The 18,911-nt window shown below is 44.8% G+C and carries 17 protein-coding genes; 8 read left to right on the top strand and 9 right to left on the bottom strand.

The annotated features are described in order from the left end of the window. Positions 1-4: 4 nt before the first annotated feature. The 4 genes from fre (at position 5) to IUA53_RS02425 (ending at position 5,062) form a co-directional block, all read left to right on the top strand. Positions 5-700, top strand: coding sequence for an NAD(P)H-flavin reductase (gene fre, locus IUA53_RS02440; RefSeq protein ID WP_044058221.1), 696 nt, complete (start codon positions 5-7; stop codon positions 698-700). 297 nt (positions 701-997) lie between these two features. Then, entirely contained in the window at positions 998-2,362 is a 1,365-nt protein-coding gene (locus tag IUA53_RS02435; protein WP_196898222.1) for a hypothetical protein, read from the top strand. A gap of 297 nt (positions 2,363-2,659) precedes the next feature. Next, the gene (locus IUA53_RS02430; RefSeq protein ID WP_231401306.1) at positions 2,660-3,994 is read left to right on the top strand and encodes a M28 family metallopeptidase; all 1,335 of its coding nucleotides are present in this window, start codon (positions 2,660-2,662) and stop codon (positions 3,992-3,994) included. Positions 3,995-4,060: 66 nt separating this feature from the next. Further along, on the top strand, positions 4,061-5,062 hold the full coding sequence (locus tag IUA53_RS02425) for a substrate-binding periplasmic protein (RefSeq protein WP_196898218.1): 1,002 nt from the start codon (positions 4,061-4,063) through the stop codon (positions 5,060-5,062). A gap of 12 nt (positions 5,063-5,074) precedes the next feature. On the opposite strand, the gene IUA53_RS02420 is transcribed toward IUA53_RS02425, so the two are convergent. Genes IUA53_RS02420 through IUA53_RS02410 form a run of 3 tightly spaced genes read right to left on the bottom strand, consistent with a single transcriptional unit; the run spans position 5,075 to position 7,132 of the window. Next, the gene (locus IUA53_RS02420; RefSeq protein WP_044058223.1) at positions 5,075-5,713 is read right to left on the bottom strand and encodes an SCO family protein; all 639 of its coding nucleotides are present in this window, start codon (positions 5,711-5,713) and stop codon (positions 5,075-5,077) included. After that, the gene (locus tag IUA53_RS02415; protein ID WP_231401241.1) at positions 5,664-6,263 is read right to left on the bottom strand and encodes a toxin-antitoxin system YwqK family antitoxin; all 600 of its coding nucleotides are present in this window, start codon (positions 6,261-6,263) and stop codon (positions 5,664-5,666) included. Before IUA53_RS02415 ends, IUA53_RS02420 begins: the two co-directional genes overlap by 50 nt. 11 nt (positions 6,264-6,274) lie before the next feature. After that, positions 6,275-7,132, bottom strand: coding sequence for a YHYH protein (locus tag IUA53_RS02410; RefSeq protein WP_044058225.1), 858 nt, complete (start codon positions 7,130-7,132; stop codon positions 6,275-6,277). Between the two features lie 490 nt (positions 7,133-7,622). On the opposite strand from IUA53_RS02410, the gene IUA53_RS02405 reads away from it, so the two are divergent. From IUA53_RS02405 to IUA53_RS02390, 4 genes are all read left to right on the top strand, one after another. Next, positions 7,623-8,975, top strand: coding sequence for an outer membrane protein assembly factor BamB family protein (locus IUA53_RS02405; protein WP_082052940.1), 1,353 nt, complete (start codon positions 7,623-7,625; stop codon positions 8,973-8,975). A 282-nt stretch (positions 8,976-9,257) separates the two neighbouring features. Further along, positions 9,258-9,815, top strand: coding sequence for a GbsR/MarR family transcriptional regulator (locus IUA53_RS02400; protein WP_044058226.1), 558 nt, complete (start codon positions 9,258-9,260; stop codon positions 9,813-9,815). Between the two features lie 11 nt (positions 9,816-9,826). Further along, a complete protein-coding gene (locus tag IUA53_RS02395) occupies positions 9,827-11,188 on the top strand; it encodes a cytochrome ubiquinol oxidase subunit I (RefSeq protein WP_044448816.1) in 1,362 nt (453 codons plus the stop codon). 9 nt (positions 11,189-11,197) lie between these two features. After that, positions 11,198-12,208, top strand: coding sequence for a cytochrome d ubiquinol oxidase subunit II (locus IUA53_RS02390; protein ID WP_044058228.1), 1,011 nt, complete (start codon positions 11,198-11,200; stop codon positions 12,206-12,208). Positions 12,209-12,731: 523 nt separating this feature from the next. Here IUA53_RS02390 and IUA53_RS02385 read toward each other — a convergent pair. From IUA53_RS02385 to ubiE, 6 genes are all read right to left on the bottom strand, one after another. Beyond that, entirely contained in the window at positions 12,732-14,327 is a 1,596-nt protein-coding gene (locus IUA53_RS02385; protein ID WP_196898217.1) for a methyl-accepting chemotaxis protein, read from the bottom strand. Positions 14,328-14,455: 128 nt separating this feature from the next. Beyond that, a complete protein-coding gene (locus tag IUA53_RS02380) occupies positions 14,456-15,094 on the bottom strand; it encodes a hypothetical protein (protein WP_196898215.1) in 639 nt (212 codons plus the stop codon). A gap of 251 nt (positions 15,095-15,345) precedes the next feature. Then, positions 15,346-15,555 carry a transcription antiterminator/RNA stability regulator CspE gene (cspE, locus tag IUA53_RS02375; protein ID WP_012519905.1) on the bottom strand — a complete coding sequence of 70 codons (210 nt, stop codon included), beginning with the start codon at positions 15,553-15,555 and terminating at the stop codon, positions 15,346-15,348. Positions 15,556-15,843: 288 nt separating this feature from the next. Continuing rightward, positions 15,844-17,472, bottom strand: a complete 1,629-nt coding sequence (ubiB, locus tag IUA53_RS02370; RefSeq protein ID WP_196898212.1) for a ubiquinone biosynthesis regulatory protein kinase UbiB — start codon at positions 17,470-17,472, stop codon at positions 15,844-15,846. 18 nt (positions 17,473-17,490) lie between these two features. After that, on the bottom strand, positions 17,491-18,126 hold the full coding sequence (locus IUA53_RS02365) for a ubiquinone biosynthesis accessory factor UbiJ (protein WP_196898210.1): 636 nt from the start codon (positions 18,124-18,126) through the stop codon (positions 17,491-17,493). After that, complete coding sequence (gene ubiE, locus IUA53_RS02360) at positions 18,126-18,902, bottom strand: bifunctional demethylmenaquinone methyltransferase/2-methoxy-6-polyprenyl-1,4-benzoquinol methylase UbiE (RefSeq protein WP_044058232.1); 777 nt, start codon at positions 18,900-18,902, stop codon at positions 18,126-18,128. Before ubiE ends, IUA53_RS02365 begins: the two co-directional genes overlap by 1 nt. Between the last annotated feature and the right edge of the window lie 9 nt (positions 18,903-18,911).

The following is an 18,911-nucleotide window of genomic DNA, read 5'->3' as shown; positions in this document are numbered from 1 at the left end:
ATACATGTCACACATTAAATGTCAGGTTGCAAGCATTACGCCTTTAACCGACGTCGTAAAAAAAGTGGTGCTTACACCACCCGCTCCTTTAGATTTTCAAGCTGGCCAATATGCTATGGTGGTGATGGGTGAAAAAGATATGCGCCCGTTTTCCATTGCTAATGCAGCCTACGACAATGCGCGTATCGAATTACACATTGGTGCTGAAGCAGGTAATGCTTATGCAGGCGAAGTGCTCGCACGTATGGAAGCTGAAGGTGAAATTACCATTAGCGTGAATAATGGCGACGCCTTTTTACAGTCAAATGGGTTGCCTATGGTATTAATTGCCGGTGGCACGGGGTTCTCTTATACCTACTCTATTTTGCAGCAGCACTTACACAGTAACGATACCACGCCGATTACCCTGTACTGGGGAGGAAAGCATGCTAGCGATCTTTACCTGAGTGATGCATTAGAAGCATTAGCCAGCACACATTCACACTTTACGTTTGTGCCCGTGGTAGAGTTTGCCGAAGATAACTGGAAAGGCCGCACAGGCTGGGTGCATCACGCCGTCATGGCTGACCATGCCGACTTCGCCAATATTCAAGTGTATGTGGCAGGCCGCTTTGAGATGGCGAAAACCATTCGCGACGACTTAACCGCCCGCGGCCTTAAGTTAGAAAATCTTTTCGGTGATGCATTTGCTTTTATTTAAGTAAAGCATACCCGTTAGAAATGAGTTACCCCCTAATAAACGACGCCAACCGCAGCGTATTACTCGCTTCTGTTGGCGTTTTTACTTGTTCACTTCTTCCCCCCAGCCAACTGTAAAGATTACGTAAATATTTTCTACTTTTGCGCATTAAACCCTGCTAGTATCTTTTCTCTTATGAATAATTAACGAACCAAAACAGTTATCTTAGGCATTTTTAGAGTCGCTTTATTAGTAGCAGGACGCACGCACAAAGACCTGTCATGAAAGGGCACTTCGTATGCTTTCTAGGGAATGAGAATGAAGTATAAAAATACGTTTTTAGCCGCTGGCATACTTGCCGCACTGGCAGGCTGCGGCGGTGGTAGCGACGGCGAGACGAATGTGCCACCTCCGGGAAATTCTGGTGACAATCCAACCAATCCTTCTTACGAATATGTTGTCAATGCTACCTACATGTCTAGCTGTGGATACATAACGCCACAAACCGATGCAATGGTGATTCGCCATGGCAGCGATGGCTCTGCTGTGGCTGTGTATGAAGCCGACGCAAACGGTGACATTGCTATTGATTATGAAGATGTAGCCACGTACACCATGCTAAATGTTGGCTACTGGAATGGGCAGCCTTACCCACGCATACACACCTACGTTGATGTTACCGCGGATAAACTTGTCGACCGTAGAATTATTTCACAAGACTATGTTGATGACGGTACTTGCGATTGTGACACTGTCACCTTAGACATCAGCAGTGTGCCTGTGGCCTCGCCTGCTGCTAATGTAGTTTACTCAACCACTACCGCGAGAACTATTTACGAAGACCGTGATTTAGACGATTTCGTTGACGTTGAGGTATGTCGCCAAAACAACGAGGAATGGCCTGCCATTGCGCTAACCCTCACCAATTCAGAGGACGATGTACCTGAAGACTACTACACTGCCCTCATCACCAACTATACCTTTGATGAAACCCTAGTGGTGGACAATGCAGTACTTAGCAGAAAAGTTCCTATCAATGTGTCTAACCACAATGAAGACACTAACGGTAATCTGCGACTAGCAATTCGGGGGCGGGTAGACAATATCATCTACTATGCCGACAACATAAGTGGCTACGATCCCTCTGAACTTCCTACCAGCGTCCCCATGTTTGAAGAGCCTGGAGAGGCCACCACGGGCATTGATGTTTTCAATACCGAATATCAAGAGTTCTATGATTATGGTGAAGAAGTCAATATTACTTTCTACACAGGCGCTGAGGTAAGACTGCCTTCAACACATACCGCCACGGTAGATTTGCCAATGATGAGCTACAACCTGTTTGCTGAGCAGGCGATGTCTTTCTTTACCACCGAAAACTACGATTTTTCAGCATCAGGTGCTGACTCCGTGGAAATAGGTTTTTCAGCGCGAAATGCAGAGGATAATGTGGCCTTTTTCTTCACCTTGGTTACGCCGAACAAAGGGTCGCTAGATATTATTGATACCTTAGACGCAGACAATGTAGATTTCGCTCTTGATTTTGACTTCGACATGGACGAAGAGCTAAGCGGAAGTTACATGTTTATTCACACTAAGGATGTGATAAGCACAGATGATTATCTTGAATCCTTAGGGAGTGATGAAATGACTGCCTACGGTATTGTCTATTTTGATTTTTAGTTCAACACTGTAATTTAATAACCCGCCAAATGGCGTGAAGAAATGGCGTGAGAGTTTACTTTCACGCCATTTTTTATGCGCTTGTGTTTATTGCCTGTTACATATGCGCTTTCCGCTATGCAATGTCTTTACGCGAGTTGCCTGACTATTTTTATTAAATGCGACTGTACACATTGTTCCTTTTCGTCGTATTCAGTATGGTTAAAGTACACAAAGGAGAAAACAATGATAAAAAATATATCCTCTCGCCTAACTCGCCCTCGGCTGTTCACTATTTGCTTTTCCTCATTAGCGATTATGCTGATGCCATCACAAAGGGTTCACGGGGAAGAAAATACGCAGCAACGCGCCTTGTACGATATTGCCGAGGCTATCTCCCCGCAACGTATAGAGCAAGACATTACCACCTTGGTCAATTTTGGTACCCGCCACACGCTATCAGAGACAGAGTCAGATACCCGAGGTATAGGTGCTGCCCGCCGATGGATAAAAGCCGAGTTCGAAAAGATTTCCGCTGAGTGCGGAGGCTGCTTAGAGGTTTATTTTCAATCTGAGGTAATTAGCAACGAAAAGCGTATACCCGAGGCAACGGACGTCGTCAGTGTGATAGCCATTCAACGAGGCAGCACAGATCCCAGCCGTTACATGATTATGTCTGGCGACATTGATTCACGGGTATCTGATGTGATGGATTTCACCTCTGATTCTCCCGGTGCAAATGACAATGCCTCTGGTGTAGCAGGTACGTTAGAAGCTGCGCGAATACTGACTCAGTACACCTTTAACGGCAGTATAGTGTATGCCGCACTAGCCGGTGAAGAGCAAGGCTTATTTGGCGGGCGAATCATGGCTGAACACGCTAAGAAAAACGGCTGGCGAATTAAGGCTGTGCTCAACAACGATATGATTGGCAATATTGAAGGGGTTAATGGGGTTATAAATAATACAACCGCACGTATCTTTGCGGAAGGTACGCGAGTGACAGAAACCGAGGCCGAGGCACGTAGACGCCGCTTTACCGGCGGAGAGGTAGATTCTCCAAGCCGCAATTTGGCCCGCTATATCGACAAGATTGCCTATCAGTATATTGAAAATTTAGACACCATGGTGATATACCGGCTAGACAGGTTTGGCCGTGGCGGCCACCATCGTCCGTTCAATGATCTCGGTTTTCCGGGTATTCGTATTATGGAGACTAACGAAAATTACACCCGTCAACACCAAGACTTACGTACCGAAGACGGTATTGCTTATGGCGATACCCTTGATGGTGTTAACTTTGACTATGCTGCTAAATTAACAGGGTTAAATGCCGTTTCTTTGGCGGCAATGGCTTGGGCACCTAACCCACCAGCAAATGTGGAAATAGCAGGCGCCGTTCAGCCCTCGACGACACTAAAATGGGAAGCATTAGATACACAACAGAACCCGCAACTAGCCGGCTATAAAATTTACTGGCGTCATACGGATGCTCCTCAATGGGAATTTTCTAAATTTGTTGGCAATGTCACACAAGCTACCCTCGACAATGTGGTGATTGATAATTACTTTTTCGGTGTCGCCAGTGTGAATAAAGAGGGTTTAGAAAGCCCTGTGGTATACCCAGGTCCAGCGGGCAGCTTTGGGTTATAGTGGTTTTTAACTACAGTTAATGCCAGCGGTACTAAAAATAGCAAACAATAAAGGCGGTAGTTAAAAATGGCTTTGGGTAAAAGTACAACCAAGAACGTAAAGCGCAGTATATTGTTAGGGTTATTTTTACTTAGCGCCAACGTAGGGGCAGAGGCACTTTCTCTTGCCGCCGCCCCCTTTGAAACCTACGTGGCCGATGACGGCGAACCCAGCCGAATTAATTCCTTACTTCACGAAGCTTTCGCCAAAATGGACGATACCCAAGTGGATCTTCAAATTATGCGCGAGGCTTTTTTAGGAAGTGCTGTACGCGCAAAACGCGTTGACGGTGAGTTTGCTTATATCGACTTGGGTGAAAAGCAGCAAGGTATCGTGCTTTCGCGCCCCTATTTACCACTTACCCTTTATGCTACTGGGAAAGGCCCGGAAGTAGAGAACGTGAAATTGTTTCCTCATTTAAAAGGTCACCGTGTAGCCATCGAAAATAGGTTTGCTAACACGCCCACCTTTCGGTTACTAAAAAACATCAAGTGGTCTCGCAATCCCTCCACTTACGATGCCTTTCGCCAACTGGCCGATGACAGAGCGCCCTTTTTAATCACCAGTAAATTGCTGATTGATGAGTTTAATTTACTCCTTGCCTCGGTAGATGAAGAGTTGTTGCGCTTTTCAGCAAAGCCATTGCTGACATCGGGGTTTCGTTTAGCGCTGCATAGCGATGTACCCAATGCCCAAGGCTTTCTCTCTACCTTTAATGCCGTCATAGATGCCATGCAGCAAGATGGAAGTTATAACCGCTTGTTGGGTATTCATTGGCTTCTAAAAGATGTGAACAATGACGGTGTGGCTGACTTTATCGCCAACAGCCGCATTACTACAGCGGCATCGCCTTTATCTACGGCCTATGCGTTAGACAATTCATTGCCTTCTGATACTAGCCTGTTTATTGTGGATGGCGTGCAGTATGCTGATTTCGACCAAGCCAAACTATCATTAACCGCCCCTGTAACGCCTCGTGAAAGCTTGCTTGACCCAGAGCTATACGACCTCATGTTAAAGCGATGGTAAACGAGAGCATGATTATTTTTGATGACGTAGCGTTTTAATATCTTGAATTAAGTAATCCACCGAGGCCGCATTTAGCCCATTATAAATTCCACGGATATGCTTGTTTTCATCTATAAGAAGCAAGCTTTCAGTGTGTAGAAAATCCTTATTCTTCTGTACATTGCCTAAATCTTCGCTGGCAAAATAAAAGGTTTTAGCAAGGCTGTAGATTTCCGCTTTATCACCCGTTAGCAAGTACCATTGCTGGTTGTTAATGCCATTCTTATTCGCATAAGCCTGCAAGATTTCCGTTGTGTCGGTAGTCGGGCGTATAGAGTGCTGAACAATTTTTACGTTTTCATCGTTGGCAAAAGTGTCTTGTACCTTGATAAGCTTAGAACGAATTGTGGGGCAAATGCCCGGGCAGGTACTAAAGAAAAAACCTGCCACATATACTTTTCCGTCTAAATCACTTTGAGTGATGGTATTGCCGCTTTGGTCGGTGAAGCTAAATGCAGGTATCTTGTGGAAAGACGTTAAATCAACCTCTCCCTTCGACAGCCAATAAGGTGTAAATGCCCCATCTTGGTAATAAGGTAATTCTTCACTTAAGGCACCAGCACTAAGCGTCGCCAGCTTGATTACGATAATAATCCACAGATATTTTTTCATCTTCTAACCCTACACAGTTATTTGATTTTCTTAGGCCAAAAATGCGCCCGTTTTTGTATTCAAAATTGCTAAACAACTTGCCATTTTTGCGCCAAGCTTGCTGCAATCCACTGGGTTGACCGGCAAGATAGTTAAAACGCTTAAATTTGTTTCCATTGCGGTACCATTGCCAGGCTTCACCTTCTGCTTTTCCGTTAACGAAAAAGGCTGCTGAGCGTTGATGACCATTAAACCACCAGCTTTCAGTAACCCCATGACGCACGCCCGCTTTGTAATGAGACAGAAAGGCCAGTTGGTCGCTTTCAAACCACTTTTGCACCACGCCATGACGTCGGCCGTCTTTAAATTCCTCGAGTGCCGCCATCTTGCCACTAGGGTAACGAGTGATCATTTCGCCACTAAAAGGAACATCATTGAGCATACGAAGCCCTTGATGGTTAGTCGCAAGTTCGGTGTTTAGTACAGGCGAATTGGGGCTAAACAAAACATCGCTAAATACTGTAAAGCCACCAATCAACAACAAAAATACGACACTTAGCACGTTAAGCATTGCGTCACCACCTAATTGACACCGTTAGGCGTACCTTGGAAATTACCTGGAAAAATAAGGTAGTAATCGCCGTTAAGGTATTGCTCACCAGATATGTGATAGTGGTATTCGGCATCTTCAGCGTCTGAGCCGGTGAATTGAGTTATGGCGGTATGACCGTTAGATTCATCCAAATCGGTGGGGTAATCGACACTTGAATAACAGCGTCGACCATAAATGAAAAAGCCATCAGACATAATGCCCACCAGACTATCATCATCGTATGAAATCGCCTCTGGCTCTAAATGATAGTGATAAGTTTGCGGGCCGGTATGCGCACCGTTTCTATCGAAACCTTGAATAACACCAAGAGACACATCACCGTTTCCTTCCGAGTCATTAAATATAGGTGCGCCGCTAGTGGCAATACCAATAGCGCCTAACGGCGTGGCCGATGAGGAACTCGCCAACGCTGGCTCTATGGGTACAGTTAATGTAAATACATTAATATAGTCTTCAATGTCACCTGGTGAACGGCGTTGGTCAAACAACTCAGGATCTTCCGGCTCGACATAAAGCCCGCTTTCGTTGCCTGAATCCCAGTATGAAGACGTATGATTAGGTTTACCATTGGCTTCAACTGTCACGTAGCAACCATCCGATGAAAGCACTGCAGTGACGTTAGGTGAGGTATTGAACTCTAAAAATATGGTGGGCAATGAAGTAACAGGGTTATCACAGGTTCCACTGTTGTCATCTGTGCCACTTGAGTCGTCGACTATAGAGACAGAGTCCACCGTGTCTGTACTACTACCTCCTCCACCACAAGCACTTAACAAAAGTACATTCGCGACCACCAGAGCACTTGCCTGCAAACCTTTCTTCACCATGATTATCTCACCTATTAACGACGTGTGACAAACAAGAGTACAGATGAAATGTGCAGAAACTGCACAGGAACAGCGAATTTATAAAGGCTTTTTAAAATCACGTCATCAACGTAAAAGATATTGAAAGACTGACTGTGGAAGGTAACTTCAACGCCTTTTACGGCAAGTAAGAGAACGTATATTCAAACATTTACGCCGCAGGTTGCGATACTGATGCGACGCTATAGGTTTACTCATCCTACGTGCAAGATGAAGAAGATTCTTCGCGCGGGGATTTTTTACACTTTACCAAAGAAATGCATTTCAAGATTGCGCGATTTAAGGAAGGAATCATCACTTAGGATTTGATTAACTGTGTCGTCAAATTTTCTCTGCGGTACGCCTAATACGCTGACGGTAAAAACCTTCACGCTGAGTGAGCTTCACAGATATACCGCAGAAAAATCAACCTCTACAAACGGCACATTCTAAGATAAGAAGGAACGAATAAATGAAATCGATTGGTCACATTATCAAGGTAGCGATATTGAGCACCCTGATTGCAGCATGTGGTGGCGGTGGAGACAGCGGGAGTCGTGATTCGGGCTATTCAGGCAACAACGATGGTAATGACACCAACGTCCCCGCCGAGCCTTCTAGATTGGTATGGGACACTCAACTCCCTGTGGCTAGCTTCGCGTATTATTCATCGGTGGCGCTAAGTACCGACGAACAAACCTTATACGTGGGCACAGCTAAAAACGTACGAAACCCTTCTGCGGGTAACGATGTTGTCGCAGCCTATAACGTAGATGGCAGTATACTATGGCAACACTCGCTGCCAAACGGAGAGGAAGTTCGCTCAAGCCCCGTGGTGCATAACGATACTATTTATGTGCTCGTAGAGAAACGTACCGGTGAGTTCACTAAAGCCTATCGCGATCTCATTGCATTAAATTCTATCGGCGCACAGATTTGGCGTAAACGGGTCTCTACCTACCCAAATCAAACCGGTTCTGGACTATCCAAAGTTGTCGCCTATAACAATCAGATTATTTATACCGGGTTAGATATTTACGCATTTGATGCCGCTACTGGCGACGTGCTTTATGAGCGCTTATGTCATTGTAGCGAGCGACAAGACAGATTTATGAACGGCGCGGTAAACCATAACGGGGAATTAGTGTTTTTTGATGAAGGCAAAGTGCTCAAGCTGAACTTAACTGACTATACCTTATTAGGTGAATTCAAAGACGCAGAAACATTCGAATATGATCTGGTCCTTTCCACACCAGCCATCGATTCAAATAACAATATTTACTTTGGCTCAGAAGCTGGCATCTTGTACAGCTTTGACGATAACTTAGCGTTGAGATGGCGCTTCGAATTAGGCACGCCTGATGTGATTGAGGCCCCACATATTCGCTCATCAGTGGCCATAGATGAATCCCGTTCTACCCTTTATTTTGGTACCAAAAGTAATGAAAACAGTGAGTTTTACGCCTTAGACATGAACGATAAAAGCGTTAAATGGCAAGTGGCTATTCCAGGGGATATCTACGTTTCACCCGCCATTGGCGACAATGGCAACGTCTACTTTGCCTCGGAAACCGATTACCTATACAGCTATAATCCCGCTGGCGAATTAGAGTGGCAGGTTGATTTAGAGGTAAATGTGACTTGGTCATCCCCCGCCATAGACAGTAACGGCATTTTGTATATTGGTGGGCTGTCTTCTTCTGATTTATCTGCTTCAGACGCCACGGGCAAGCTCTTTGCGATACAAACCGATAGCACCGAACTGATGCCAAATACATGGTCTAAACTTCATAAGAACAATCAGAACACAGGTGCGGGTCAGTAATCTGCGTCTGCCCTACGCTAATGTCAGCAGGGGTGCAAATTAAGTACAAAGCTAAGCACAAAGCCATTCAATAATGAATGGCTTTGTTATATCAAGGATTTCCATTTAACCACGCATATGGTCACCTGCCCCGCTATGCGCACCCCAAATACACTTCAACCCGCTTTTGCTACAGCGAACATCCCAGCATAAACCGCAACTGAAAATAAAATTAACTTGATCTGGATCAATAAGCGGCATAAACTTTCAGTAATTTCTGAAACTTCATACAGGACAGTTCTTATGAAAATGACACCACTCATTACGTCTGCGGTGATGCACTTCGGTGAAATGGGAAGTCGCTGGGGATTTAACCGTACCGTGGGGCAAATTTTAGCGCTTATTGTGCTAAATGAAGAGCCCATTTCTGCCCAAGAAATTGCGGATGCCCTCAACATCTCGCGAGGTAACACCAGCATGGGACTAAAAGAGTTACAGTCGTGGCGATTGGTGAAGCAACATTTGGTGCCTGGCGAGCGAAAAGATTTTTTCATTCCCGCTGGCGATATTTGGACACTGGCGAATCGTGTGTTTGAAGAACGTCGCAAGCGAGAAATTGACCCCACGATGAGTTTGTTGAGGGACTTGCTGCTTGATGAAGCCGCGAATGAAAAAGAGGCGAACGCGCAACAAAAGTTGAACGAAATTCACGATTTACTCGAATCAATTACGGCATGGTCTGAAGAACTTCAGCACCTGGGGCCTGAGAAGTTAAACACGCTGATGAAGCTGGGATCTGGCGTGGGTCGTATGCTTGAGCTAAAGGACAAGTTATTACCGGGCAAAAACAGCGTTAACTAAGGGGGCTATCTGTGGATGCATTCTTGCTGTCTCGATTACAATTTGCGTTAAATATCAGTTTTCATATTCTGTTTCCTACCATCACCATGGCAATGGGCTGGTTTCTTTTCTATTTTAAATTACGTTCAAATACCTCAGGGCATCCCGTATGGATGCGTATGTACCGATTTTGGGTAAGGGTGTTTGCATTAAGCTTTGCGCTTGGTGTGGTGAGCGGCGTGACGATGTCGTTTCAATTTGGCACTAACTGGCCAGGATTTATGGAAAAAGTCGGCAATGTGGCAGGCCCTTTATTGGGTTATGAAGTCCTCACCGCCTTTTTCTTAGAAGCCACGTTTTTAGGTATTATGCTATTCGGCATACGCCGTGTGCCGAACTGGCTCCATACCGCCTCCACACTGATTGTGGCGTTAGGTACCACGACTTCCGCCTTTTGGATTCTGGCGCTGAACAGCTGGATGCAAACCCCGCAAGGCTTTGAAATGGTTGATGGCGTCGTGTATGCCACTAACTGGAAAGAGATTATTTTTAACCCTTCCTTTCCCTATCGATTTGTTCACATGATGTTGGCGTCTGGATTAACCGCAAGCTTTTTAATCGCCGGTTTGTCTGCCTATAGAATGTTAAAGGGCGACGATAAACTTGCACCTAAGTTAGCTCTTAAAACGGCCACTTATACTGCGGCAGTGCTTATTCCACTACAAATCTTTGCCGGTGACATGCACGGGCTAAATACGCTTGAGCACCAGCCTCAGAAAGTGGCCGCCATGGAAGGGTTGTGGGAAACCACCGAGGGTGCGCCTCTGCTCCTATTTGCTATTCCAGATGAAGAAAGCAGGGAAAATCATTTTGAAATACCCGTTCCTTACGGCGCTAGTCTTATTCTTACTCACGAATTACAGGGTGAAATCAAAGGGCTAAATGAGTTTGAAGGAGAACATCCCCCCGTGGCGCCAGTGTTCTTTGGCTTTAGAGTCATGGTGGGCATGGGCCTATTAATGCTCGCCGTGTCTTGGTTAGGTAGCCTTTATCATCTACGTAATAAAACCTTGCCCACTTGGTTGAAGCGCACTTTTGCCGGTATGGCCTTTAGTGGCTGGATAGCCACCTTAGCCGGTTGGTATGTTACTGAAATTGGTCGCCAGCCCTATTTAGTAAGCGGCGTGCTTCGTACTCAAGATGCGGTAACTCAGTTACCCCCGGCAAACGTTGTGCTCTCGTTCTCCTTATACGCCATTATTTATACGGTTTTACTCTTTGCCTATATGGGAACGTTAATGTTGATGTGCCGTCGAGCAGTAGAAATTGAAGAAATATCTACTGAAGAAAGAGAAATGGCGAAAGCCGGAAAAATGTCCCCAGCAAATACATAAGGAGGCCACATGGTATTTGAAAATGTTTCTGCCGACGCCTTAGGTAATATTTATATTGGATTACTGGGTTTAGCGGTGCTGCTTTACGCCATTTTAGATGGCTACGATTTAGGGGTGGGCGTATTGCTTCCCCCTCGAAATGAAAAATTTAGAGATGACATGATTGCCTCCATTGGACCTTACTGGGACGCAAATGAAACCTGGTTAGTATTGGCGGTTGGGTTACTGCTTTTTGCGTTTCCTGAAGCACACAGTGAGGTACTGCAGAGCTTGTATCTACCGGCCACCTTTATGCTACTGGGCCTAATATTACGCGGTGTCTCTTTCGACTTTCGCGCAAAAGTGGTTCAGGTTAATAAACGCAAGTGGGATTTAGCATTTAAGTACGGCTCTTTGCTAACCACCTTAGCGCAAGGTTATATGTTGGGGATATATGTAACTGGGCTACGCAGCGATTTATGGGCGCAGATGTTTGCTCTGTTAGCGGCATTGGGTGTCACTGCTGCTTACGCGTTTATTGGCAGTTGTTGGTTAATTTTAAAAGCGGAAAATCAATTGCAAGAAAAAGCCTATTATTGGGCAAAACGCGGATTAGGTGTTTTATCTATAGGCATTGTCGCGGTGAGTATCGCAAACCTAACACTGCACGACGAAGTCAGGGAGCTATGGCTATCAGCGCCGTGGGGTTATGTGTTAATGGCCATTCCTGTCGCTTGTTTTGCACTGTTGTCTTTGTGCGGCATGCTACTGAAAAAACTTCCAGAGGCGAAAGGCAAAGGAGAATGGCTGCCGTTTTTCATCGCCCTCTTAGTCTTTGTTCTTTGCTTTAGTGCGTTTGGAATAAGTTACTACCCCTTTGTTATTCCGGGTAAACTGACCATCACAGACGCATTGAGTGACGCAAACTCCTTACGCTTTTTGCTTGTAGGCGTGGTGATTGTGGTACCTTGCATCTTAGCCTACACCGCTATGGTATATAAGATATTTTCAGGCAAGTCGGAAAAGCTCTCGTACTATTAATAAATAGCCTAAAGGCGCGTTTCCTCTTATATACTTTGCCTATATAGTAAGCATCACTAAAATGAAGTGGTGCTTACTCTTTTCACCATTTATCATTTTTGTTACGCGCTTTTGTGTGTGTGAAGATGCGATCTTTCATCAATTTTTGATCTTTTTCTCGTCCCAGCCATTACAAAATTTTAAGGATAAAGTGGAAACTTGCCTTAAATGTAAGCAAGTTGTTACATGCATCTCATTTTTCACTCTATCCATAATAACTATTGACATCAAACTGTAATAATACTATCTTTCATTTGGGGCACTATTTATACAGAAGGAGCATAAAATGGTCAACGTTCTCCATCCGTTTTCTCGGTTCTTCAAGCGTGCACACCCCTATACAGTCGCTCATTATATTGGCCGTAAGAATGCACAGCGTATCTTAGGATGTAAAATCAAAAAGAAATCCAAGATTTTCGCGGAACAGCAAAGTGAAAACGAACATCATTAATTGATATGGGTCTCAGTTGAGACCCATTTTTTTTTAGCTAAGCTTAAACTTGTTAGTGAGTATATTGAGGTTGCTGGCTAATTGAATCAAGGTACCAGATGCCTTTTCTACTTGTTCGTTATTACCGGAAATATCGCTCCCTAACCCGTTGAATTTATCAACCACGGCTTTAACGTTTTCAACTTGCTGCTGAGATTGTGATGCCAGAGTTGCCGCTTCTTGGCTAACCGCAACCAAAGATGAAATAGTGGCTTCTCCTTCGGTCAGGCTATCCACCAACTCGTTAGCCAACGAAACAGAAAAGCGCGCCTTATCTTGATTCGAACTCATGGTAGCCCCTGCGCGCTGGATAGCGGTGACAATTTTTTCCAGGATGTCGTTAATTTCTAACGTGGACTGATGTGTACGCGCAGCTAAAGTTCTAACTTCATCGGCAACCACTGCAAACCCCCGTCCAGACTCTCCTGCCCTCGCCGCTTCAATAGCTGCATTTAGCGCCAACAAGTTCGTTTGAGCAGCAATGTCAGCAATGGTTTTCACCACGCTAGATACGTTCTCACCTTCGTTTTGCAACGTCACTAAAATATCGGCAGTTTGTTCGATATCGGCCGTTAAATCAGAAATGGCAGTGGCTGTTTGCTGGACATTTTCGCGCCCTAAGCGCACATCGCCAGCACTCTGCTGCGCTACTTGAGCTGCGACCTCCGAGCGCGTCAAACTTTGCGACATACCTTCGTGTAACGCATCCATAATGACGACAAGAGCATCGATTTCTAGACGCAGATTTGCTACCGAAGTGGTCGATGCCGAACTAGATTGCGTCAGCACTAGCGTTGCATTATCTATACCGGTAGCAGCTTCCCTCACATCTTTCAGCCCCGCGTCAAAGACGTTAACAAGCCCTTGAAGACTGTCTGTCATTCTATTGAGTTCTTGCGTTGAATGGGCAGGTAAAACTGTCACTAAGTTTCGAGTCTTTGCTAGCTCATCGAGTTCGTCGGCCATGCAAGCGATGGGTTGAGCGATACTTCTTTTCGTTAACCAAAACGCAATTAGCACAACTGTACTCAAAATAACAATGAGTGAATAAACCACAATTTGACTGGAAAATAACTGCGCTTCTATTTCTGCAGTGCGGCTATTTGCCGCCTTTGCCACTGATACCCGGACTTCATCAAGCCCTTGTTGGAATTGGCTAGCCAGTTGTGTAATACGCTGTAAATCGGAGCGGGCCACATCCCAATTTACGCTGTCTGCGGTCATTGTTTCAAACAGCGCATTTAATGAAAAAGACAGTGCCTCATAGTCTTGAAGCAAGTCATCATTATCTGTATACCCTAGGGAATAAAAGGCCGCTAGCGTCGATTCCTTGATACGATCAAACTGCTCATCAAACTCGCTAGCTTCTAAAGTGTAACCATACAGTGAGTACCCTATTAGTACCATCGACTTAGTGTTTGCTTTAATATTATCTATGTGTTTTAAGGCGGGTAGTGTTTCAGAAACAAACATATTAACGTGCCGAGCCACCTCCCTATTGTTGAGTGTTAGCACAGCCGCCGCTAGCAGCGTGACAAAAAGCACACTCGCATAGCCTGTTAGCACGCGAGCATTGACGGTATTGAGCATATTGAGAGCACTCCGGCAGGGTAAACACACGTCTACACAATGAAAATAAAAAACGTTTCAGTATAGATAGACCCGTGTTGCGGAGATTTTCTTTCGGCGCAACTTAAACCCGCTTTAGCGGTTTACTGTTACAACCACCAAGGTGCAGTGAAATTGACGTTTTCACTCGGTATCACATGGGTGAATGGTGGCGTAAAAGGTGCCCAAAAAACGTCTGCATAATCTTTATCGTGGATAACGAATTTACCCTGCTGCTGGTATTGTTTTAACAAGGTAGCGTAGGCTTCAATCGGCGTTAATGGGTTTGATTGTTGGAATATTACCCGCCCGCCAAATTTCTCATACAAGGCTTTCTCTCGTTGCCATTGCAACACTTGTTCTTTGGCTATTTCATTCGTGTCGGTGTCGGACAAAGCTTGTTCAGTGAAGTCGTTTTTAAAACGCGCTTTGAATTTGGCTACCAAGGTGGAATCTAGCGTGATGACATCTTGAGGAAAGAAGTCCCCTAATACACCCTCAATGACTTGTTTGGCGAGCACTTGCTTCTTCATCTCTTCAATGATGTCTGCATATTGCTTGGGGTAATTCTTTTTCGTTTCTGCTTTAACTTTATTTTCAATCGTTAAATCATTGCTATAAATAGGGGAGCCTAGCAAGGTAGCAATGGGCGCTTCATCTGCGAAAGCGTTAATTATTGAACAAAGGTAAATAGCAACAACCCATGCACTCACCGTTTTCAGCTTACTTACTAATAGCCACATACGCATACATCCCTTTTCTTTGTGGTTTCCCGTGTTTCTACTCTATTCAGTGGCGAATGAATAAACATGACAATCTACTACTCAACAAGAATAATGTTAGTACATAGTGTTACTGCAATAGGATTAAACGTCAAAGAGAAAAGCGAGGCATTACGCTTAAAATAGATAATAAGAGAGTGTGCTTGCCAGGTGCAAACAGTGGATGAAGTAAGGAAGAAAGAAAAACGGCGGTCTAATGACCGCCGTTTTTGAATTTCTTAGATGGCTTGCACGTTAGCAGCTTGAAGACCTTTTTGACCTTCTTCAACTTCAAATTCTACGCGCTGACCTTCTGGAAGAGTCTTGTAACCGTCAGAGATAATTGCACGGAAATGAACGAATACGTCCTTACCGCCGTTATCTTGAGTTAGAAAACCATAACCTTTATCAGCGTTAAACCACTTAACGGTGCCTGTAACTTTAGACATGTCGTATAGACCTCAAATATCATTTTAAAATGCGCGAATACGCGCGTGTAGCGTTTGTCTTTAATTAGGCGGAGTTATTGGGTCTTACTTACGAATGGATAACAACTTACAACAAATCACAAGGTAACTTGAGTGGTTCTACATATAGCAAATAATAAAATAATCACGTCTATTTAAAGACATTTGGCTCAAAGCCAAAGTCACTATAACACTCTTCGGACTGATTAATATACAAATTAATTAAGAAATACAGCATTTCATAAAAATTTCACCCTACCGTAACACGGTTTAGTGGGTATAGCGCCAAGCAACGCACCAACAAGTCAGACCAGTAAGAGCACTTGCGCAAGGTGCGTACCAAGACAGGCCATAAAGTGGCAGAAGTGCCGCCAGTAAAACAAAGGTAGCGCCTACAATACCGAAGTGCATAGCGCGCCTAGATTTCTTCTGCTCTACCATAAGCGCTAAGTGCGATCTTTGCTGCTGCAATGGCATACGTTTCACTTGTTGCAAGCTGTCGTAGAGTAAATCAGGCATTTCCGGCAGTTTCTCAGACCAGAAAGGTAAGTTTGCCTTAACCTTACTTAACATCGCCGAAAATCCGACTTGTTCACGCATCCAGTTTTCTAAAAAGGGTTTGGCGGTTTTCCATAAATCTAGCTGAGGATACAGTTGCCTTCCAAGCCCTTCTATATAGAGTAAGGTTTTTTGCAACAGTACCAATTGTGGTTGCACCACCATATTAAAACGGCGTGCTGTATTGAATAGTTGCAATAATACATTACCAAAAGAAATTTCTGCCAAGGGCTTTTGAAATATTGGCTCGCATACGGTACGAATGGCCATTTCAAATTCATCAATATTGGTATCGCCAGGTACCCAGCCCGAATCGGCGTGCAATTGCGCAACCTTTCGGTAATCCCGATTAAAAAACGCAATAAAATTTTCGGCTAAATAACGTTTATCTTCACGATTTAACGTTCCCACAATGCCAAAATCAATGGCAATATACTTAGGGTCTTCCGGGTGTTCGGTACTGACAAATATGTTGCCCGGATGCATATCTGCGTGGAAAAAGCTGTCGCGGAATACTTGGGTAAAAAACACTTCCACACCACGTTCAGCCAGTTTTTTCATATTGGTGTTTTGCGCAAGCAGTGCGTCAATATTGGAAATAGGTAAGCCATAAATACGCTCCATAACCAATACATTATGGCGGCAATAGTCGCTGTAGATTTTGGGGACATAGAGGGAGTCGGAACCCTCAAAATTTCGGCCTAGTTGAATACCGTTGGCAGACTCACGTAACAAATCCAGTTCATCGACAATGGTCTTTCTATACTCTATAACAACTTCTACGGGGCGCAAGCGCTTGCCGTCAGGCAACCATCGTTGAAGCACACCCGCTAAACTGAATAGCAACTCCATATCGGCCACTATCGTTTCACGAATATCGGGGCGCAACACCTTAACCACAACATCTTCATTGCTTGTATTAAGTTTGGCCGCGTGCACTTGGGCTATGGATGCTGACGCCAAGGGCGTCTCTTGAAACTCACTAAATAGCTCTGATAAATGGGACAGCCCTAATGAAGCTTTTATAATCTCTTGCGCCGCTTCTGAAGAAAACGGTGGTACTTTATCTTGGAGGCGAGCTAATTCATTAGCGATAGCTGGAGGAAGCAGATCCCGGCGAGTAGAAAGCATTTGCCCAAACTTAATAAAGACAGGGCCTAAGTTTTGTAGTGCTAAGGTAATGCGCTCTCCAGGAGAGGCATGTTTATGTAGGTTGCGTATCCAAAAAATACAATGGCGTAAAAACCGCGCATACCACGGCAGCCACTTGGCAGGAATAAGCTCATCAAGCCCATGCTCAAGTAATACTTTATTTATTCGATACAGCCTTAAAATACGCATGAACGTCTCTTACACTTATTATTTTTTCTGTTGTTCTAATACAGTTAGTCGCGCGTCTAATTTAGCCGCTTCATCTCTCACACTGTTGACTTCATCACTAAAATGCATAACCGCCAACTTATGCGCTGCCAGCTTTTTTTCTTCCACAATTGCGTTTGCCGCAATGCTACTTGTACCTGCCAGTGCCTTTTGCAATTGGGCCTTAACCCTGCCTAGAATACGAAAACTCTGATGAGCTAATACATCATTGGTTTTACCCGCGACAATCTCTTCAGCGTCTATATCTAACTGCTGGAAAAGCGCACTCGCCTGTTGGGCCACGGCTAATTCCCCTTCCACCTGCAACTTATTTTGTTGAATAAGGCGGGTCAGCATATTGGTGTTTTTAAGCTCAGGCAGCGTTTGCAACGAGGTTTTAATACAGCAATCTTTGGAGTTTAATTGCCCGACCATTTCTTCAAACGGCAGTGACACCGTAAGCACATCCACTTGCTGGGAAAACGCCAGCATAATGGCATGGGGTAGCGGGTCAATATAAGCAATGAGCCTTGCTCCATGCAGGGGCGCAAGACGCCCTTGGCTATCGGGGTCGAGTTTCAACACCGCGTTGATTGCTGTTTCAATGGTGGCGCTAATTAATGCTGAGGTGGGCATTAAAATTTATACCCACGGTGTAGAGCCACGATGCCGCCAGTAAGATTTTGATAGTCGCAGTGTTCAAAGCCCGCGGTTTCAAACATACCTTTGAGGGTTTCTTGATCTGGGTGCATTCGGATACTTTCCGCGAGATACTGATAACTTTCTGCATCGTTGGCCACAAGCTGCCCCATTTTAGGCAAAATATGAAACGAGTACATATCGTAAATTTTGCTTAATTGTTCGGAGGTGGGTTTAGAAAATTCCAACACCAACAGTCGACCCCCCGGCTTAAGTACACGGTAAATCGAATTAAGCGCATTTTGTTTTTCAGTGACGTTGCGTAAACCAAACGCCATGGTTACCACATCGAAGTGGTTATCAGGGAAGGGTAATGCTTCTGCATCTGCTTGTACGTAATCTATATTACTCACTAACCCGCGGTCACGAAGCTTATCGCGCCCTACTTTTAACATAGACAAATTAATATCAGCCAACGTAACACGCCCCGTAGGGCCTACAAGACGCGAGAATTTGGCTGTTAAGTCGCCTGTGCCACCGGCAATATCGAGTACCTTTTGCCCACTACGTACGCCAGAACAATCTATGGTGTAGCGTTTCCACAAGCGGTGAACGCCCATGGACATTAAATCGTTCATAACATCGTACTTAGCCGCTACCGAGTCGAACACATTAGCAACCATAGAGGCTTTTTGGTTTTTTTCTACCTGCTTAAAACCGAAGTGCGTGGTTGGCGTTTGCGCCGAGGTGGTATTGGTATCATTATCGCTCATGGCATTCCT

This window comes from Alteromonas sp. B31-7, from assembly GCF_015767655.1.
Lineage (GTDB): Bacteria > Pseudomonadota > Gammaproteobacteria > Enterobacterales > Alteromonadaceae > Alteromonas > Alteromonas australica.
This window is presented reverse-complemented; position numbering and strand designations above follow the sequence as displayed.

Excerpts from the sequence above, each read along its gene's own strand:
- fre (WP_044058221.1), top strand. The coding sequence starts at position 5 with ATGTCACACATTAAATGTCAGGTTGCAAGCATTACGCCTTTAACCGAC.
- IUA53_RS02435 (WP_196898222.1), top strand. The coding sequence starts at position 998 with ATGAAGTATAAAAATACGTTTTTAGCCGCTGGCATACTTGCCGCACTG.
- IUA53_RS02430 (WP_231401306.1), top strand. The coding sequence starts at position 2,660 with ATGCTGATGCCATCACAAAGGGTTCACGGGGAAGAAAATACGCAGCAA.
- IUA53_RS02425 (WP_196898218.1), top strand. The coding sequence starts at position 4,061 with ATGGCTTTGGGTAAAAGTACAACCAAGAACGTAAAGCGCAGTATATTG.
- IUA53_RS02420 (WP_044058223.1), bottom strand. The coding sequence starts at position 5,713 with ATGAAAAAATATCTGTGGATTATTATCGTAATCAAGCTGGCGACGCTT.
- IUA53_RS02415 (WP_231401241.1), bottom strand. The coding sequence starts at position 6,263 with ATGCTTAACGTGCTAAGTGTCGTATTTTTGTTGTTGATTGGTGGCTTT.
- IUA53_RS02410 (WP_044058225.1), bottom strand. The coding sequence starts at position 7,132 with ATGGTGAAGAAAGGTTTGCAGGCAAGTGCTCTGGTGGTCGCGAATGTA.
- IUA53_RS02405 (WP_082052940.1), top strand. The coding sequence starts at position 7,623 with ATGAAATCGATTGGTCACATTATCAAGGTAGCGATATTGAGCACCCTG.
- IUA53_RS02400 (WP_044058226.1), top strand. The coding sequence starts at position 9,258 with ATGAAAATGACACCACTCATTACGTCTGCGGTGATGCACTTCGGTGAA.
- IUA53_RS02390 (WP_044058228.1), top strand. The coding sequence starts at position 11,198 with ATGGTATTTGAAAATGTTTCTGCCGACGCCTTAGGTAATATTTATATT.
- IUA53_RS02385 (WP_196898217.1), bottom strand. The coding sequence starts at position 14,327 with ATGCTCAATACCGTCAATGCTCGCGTGCTAACAGGCTATGCGAGTGTG.
- IUA53_RS02380 (WP_196898215.1), bottom strand. The coding sequence starts at position 15,094 with ATGCGTATGTGGCTATTAGTAAGTAAGCTGAAAACGGTGAGTGCATGG.
- cspE (WP_012519905.1), bottom strand. The coding sequence starts at position 15,555 with ATGTCTAAAGTTACAGGCACCGTTAAGTGGTTTAACGCTGATAAAGGT.
- ubiB (WP_196898212.1), bottom strand. The coding sequence starts at position 17,472 with ATGCGTATTTTAAGGCTGTATCGAATAAATAAAGTATTACTTGAGCAT.
- IUA53_RS02365 (WP_196898210.1), bottom strand. The coding sequence starts at position 18,126 with ATGCCCACCTCAGCATTAATTAGCGCCACCATTGAAACAGCAATCAAC.
- ubiE (WP_044058232.1), bottom strand. The coding sequence starts at position 18,902 with ATGAGCGATAATGATACCAATACCACCTCGGCGCAAACGCCAACCACG.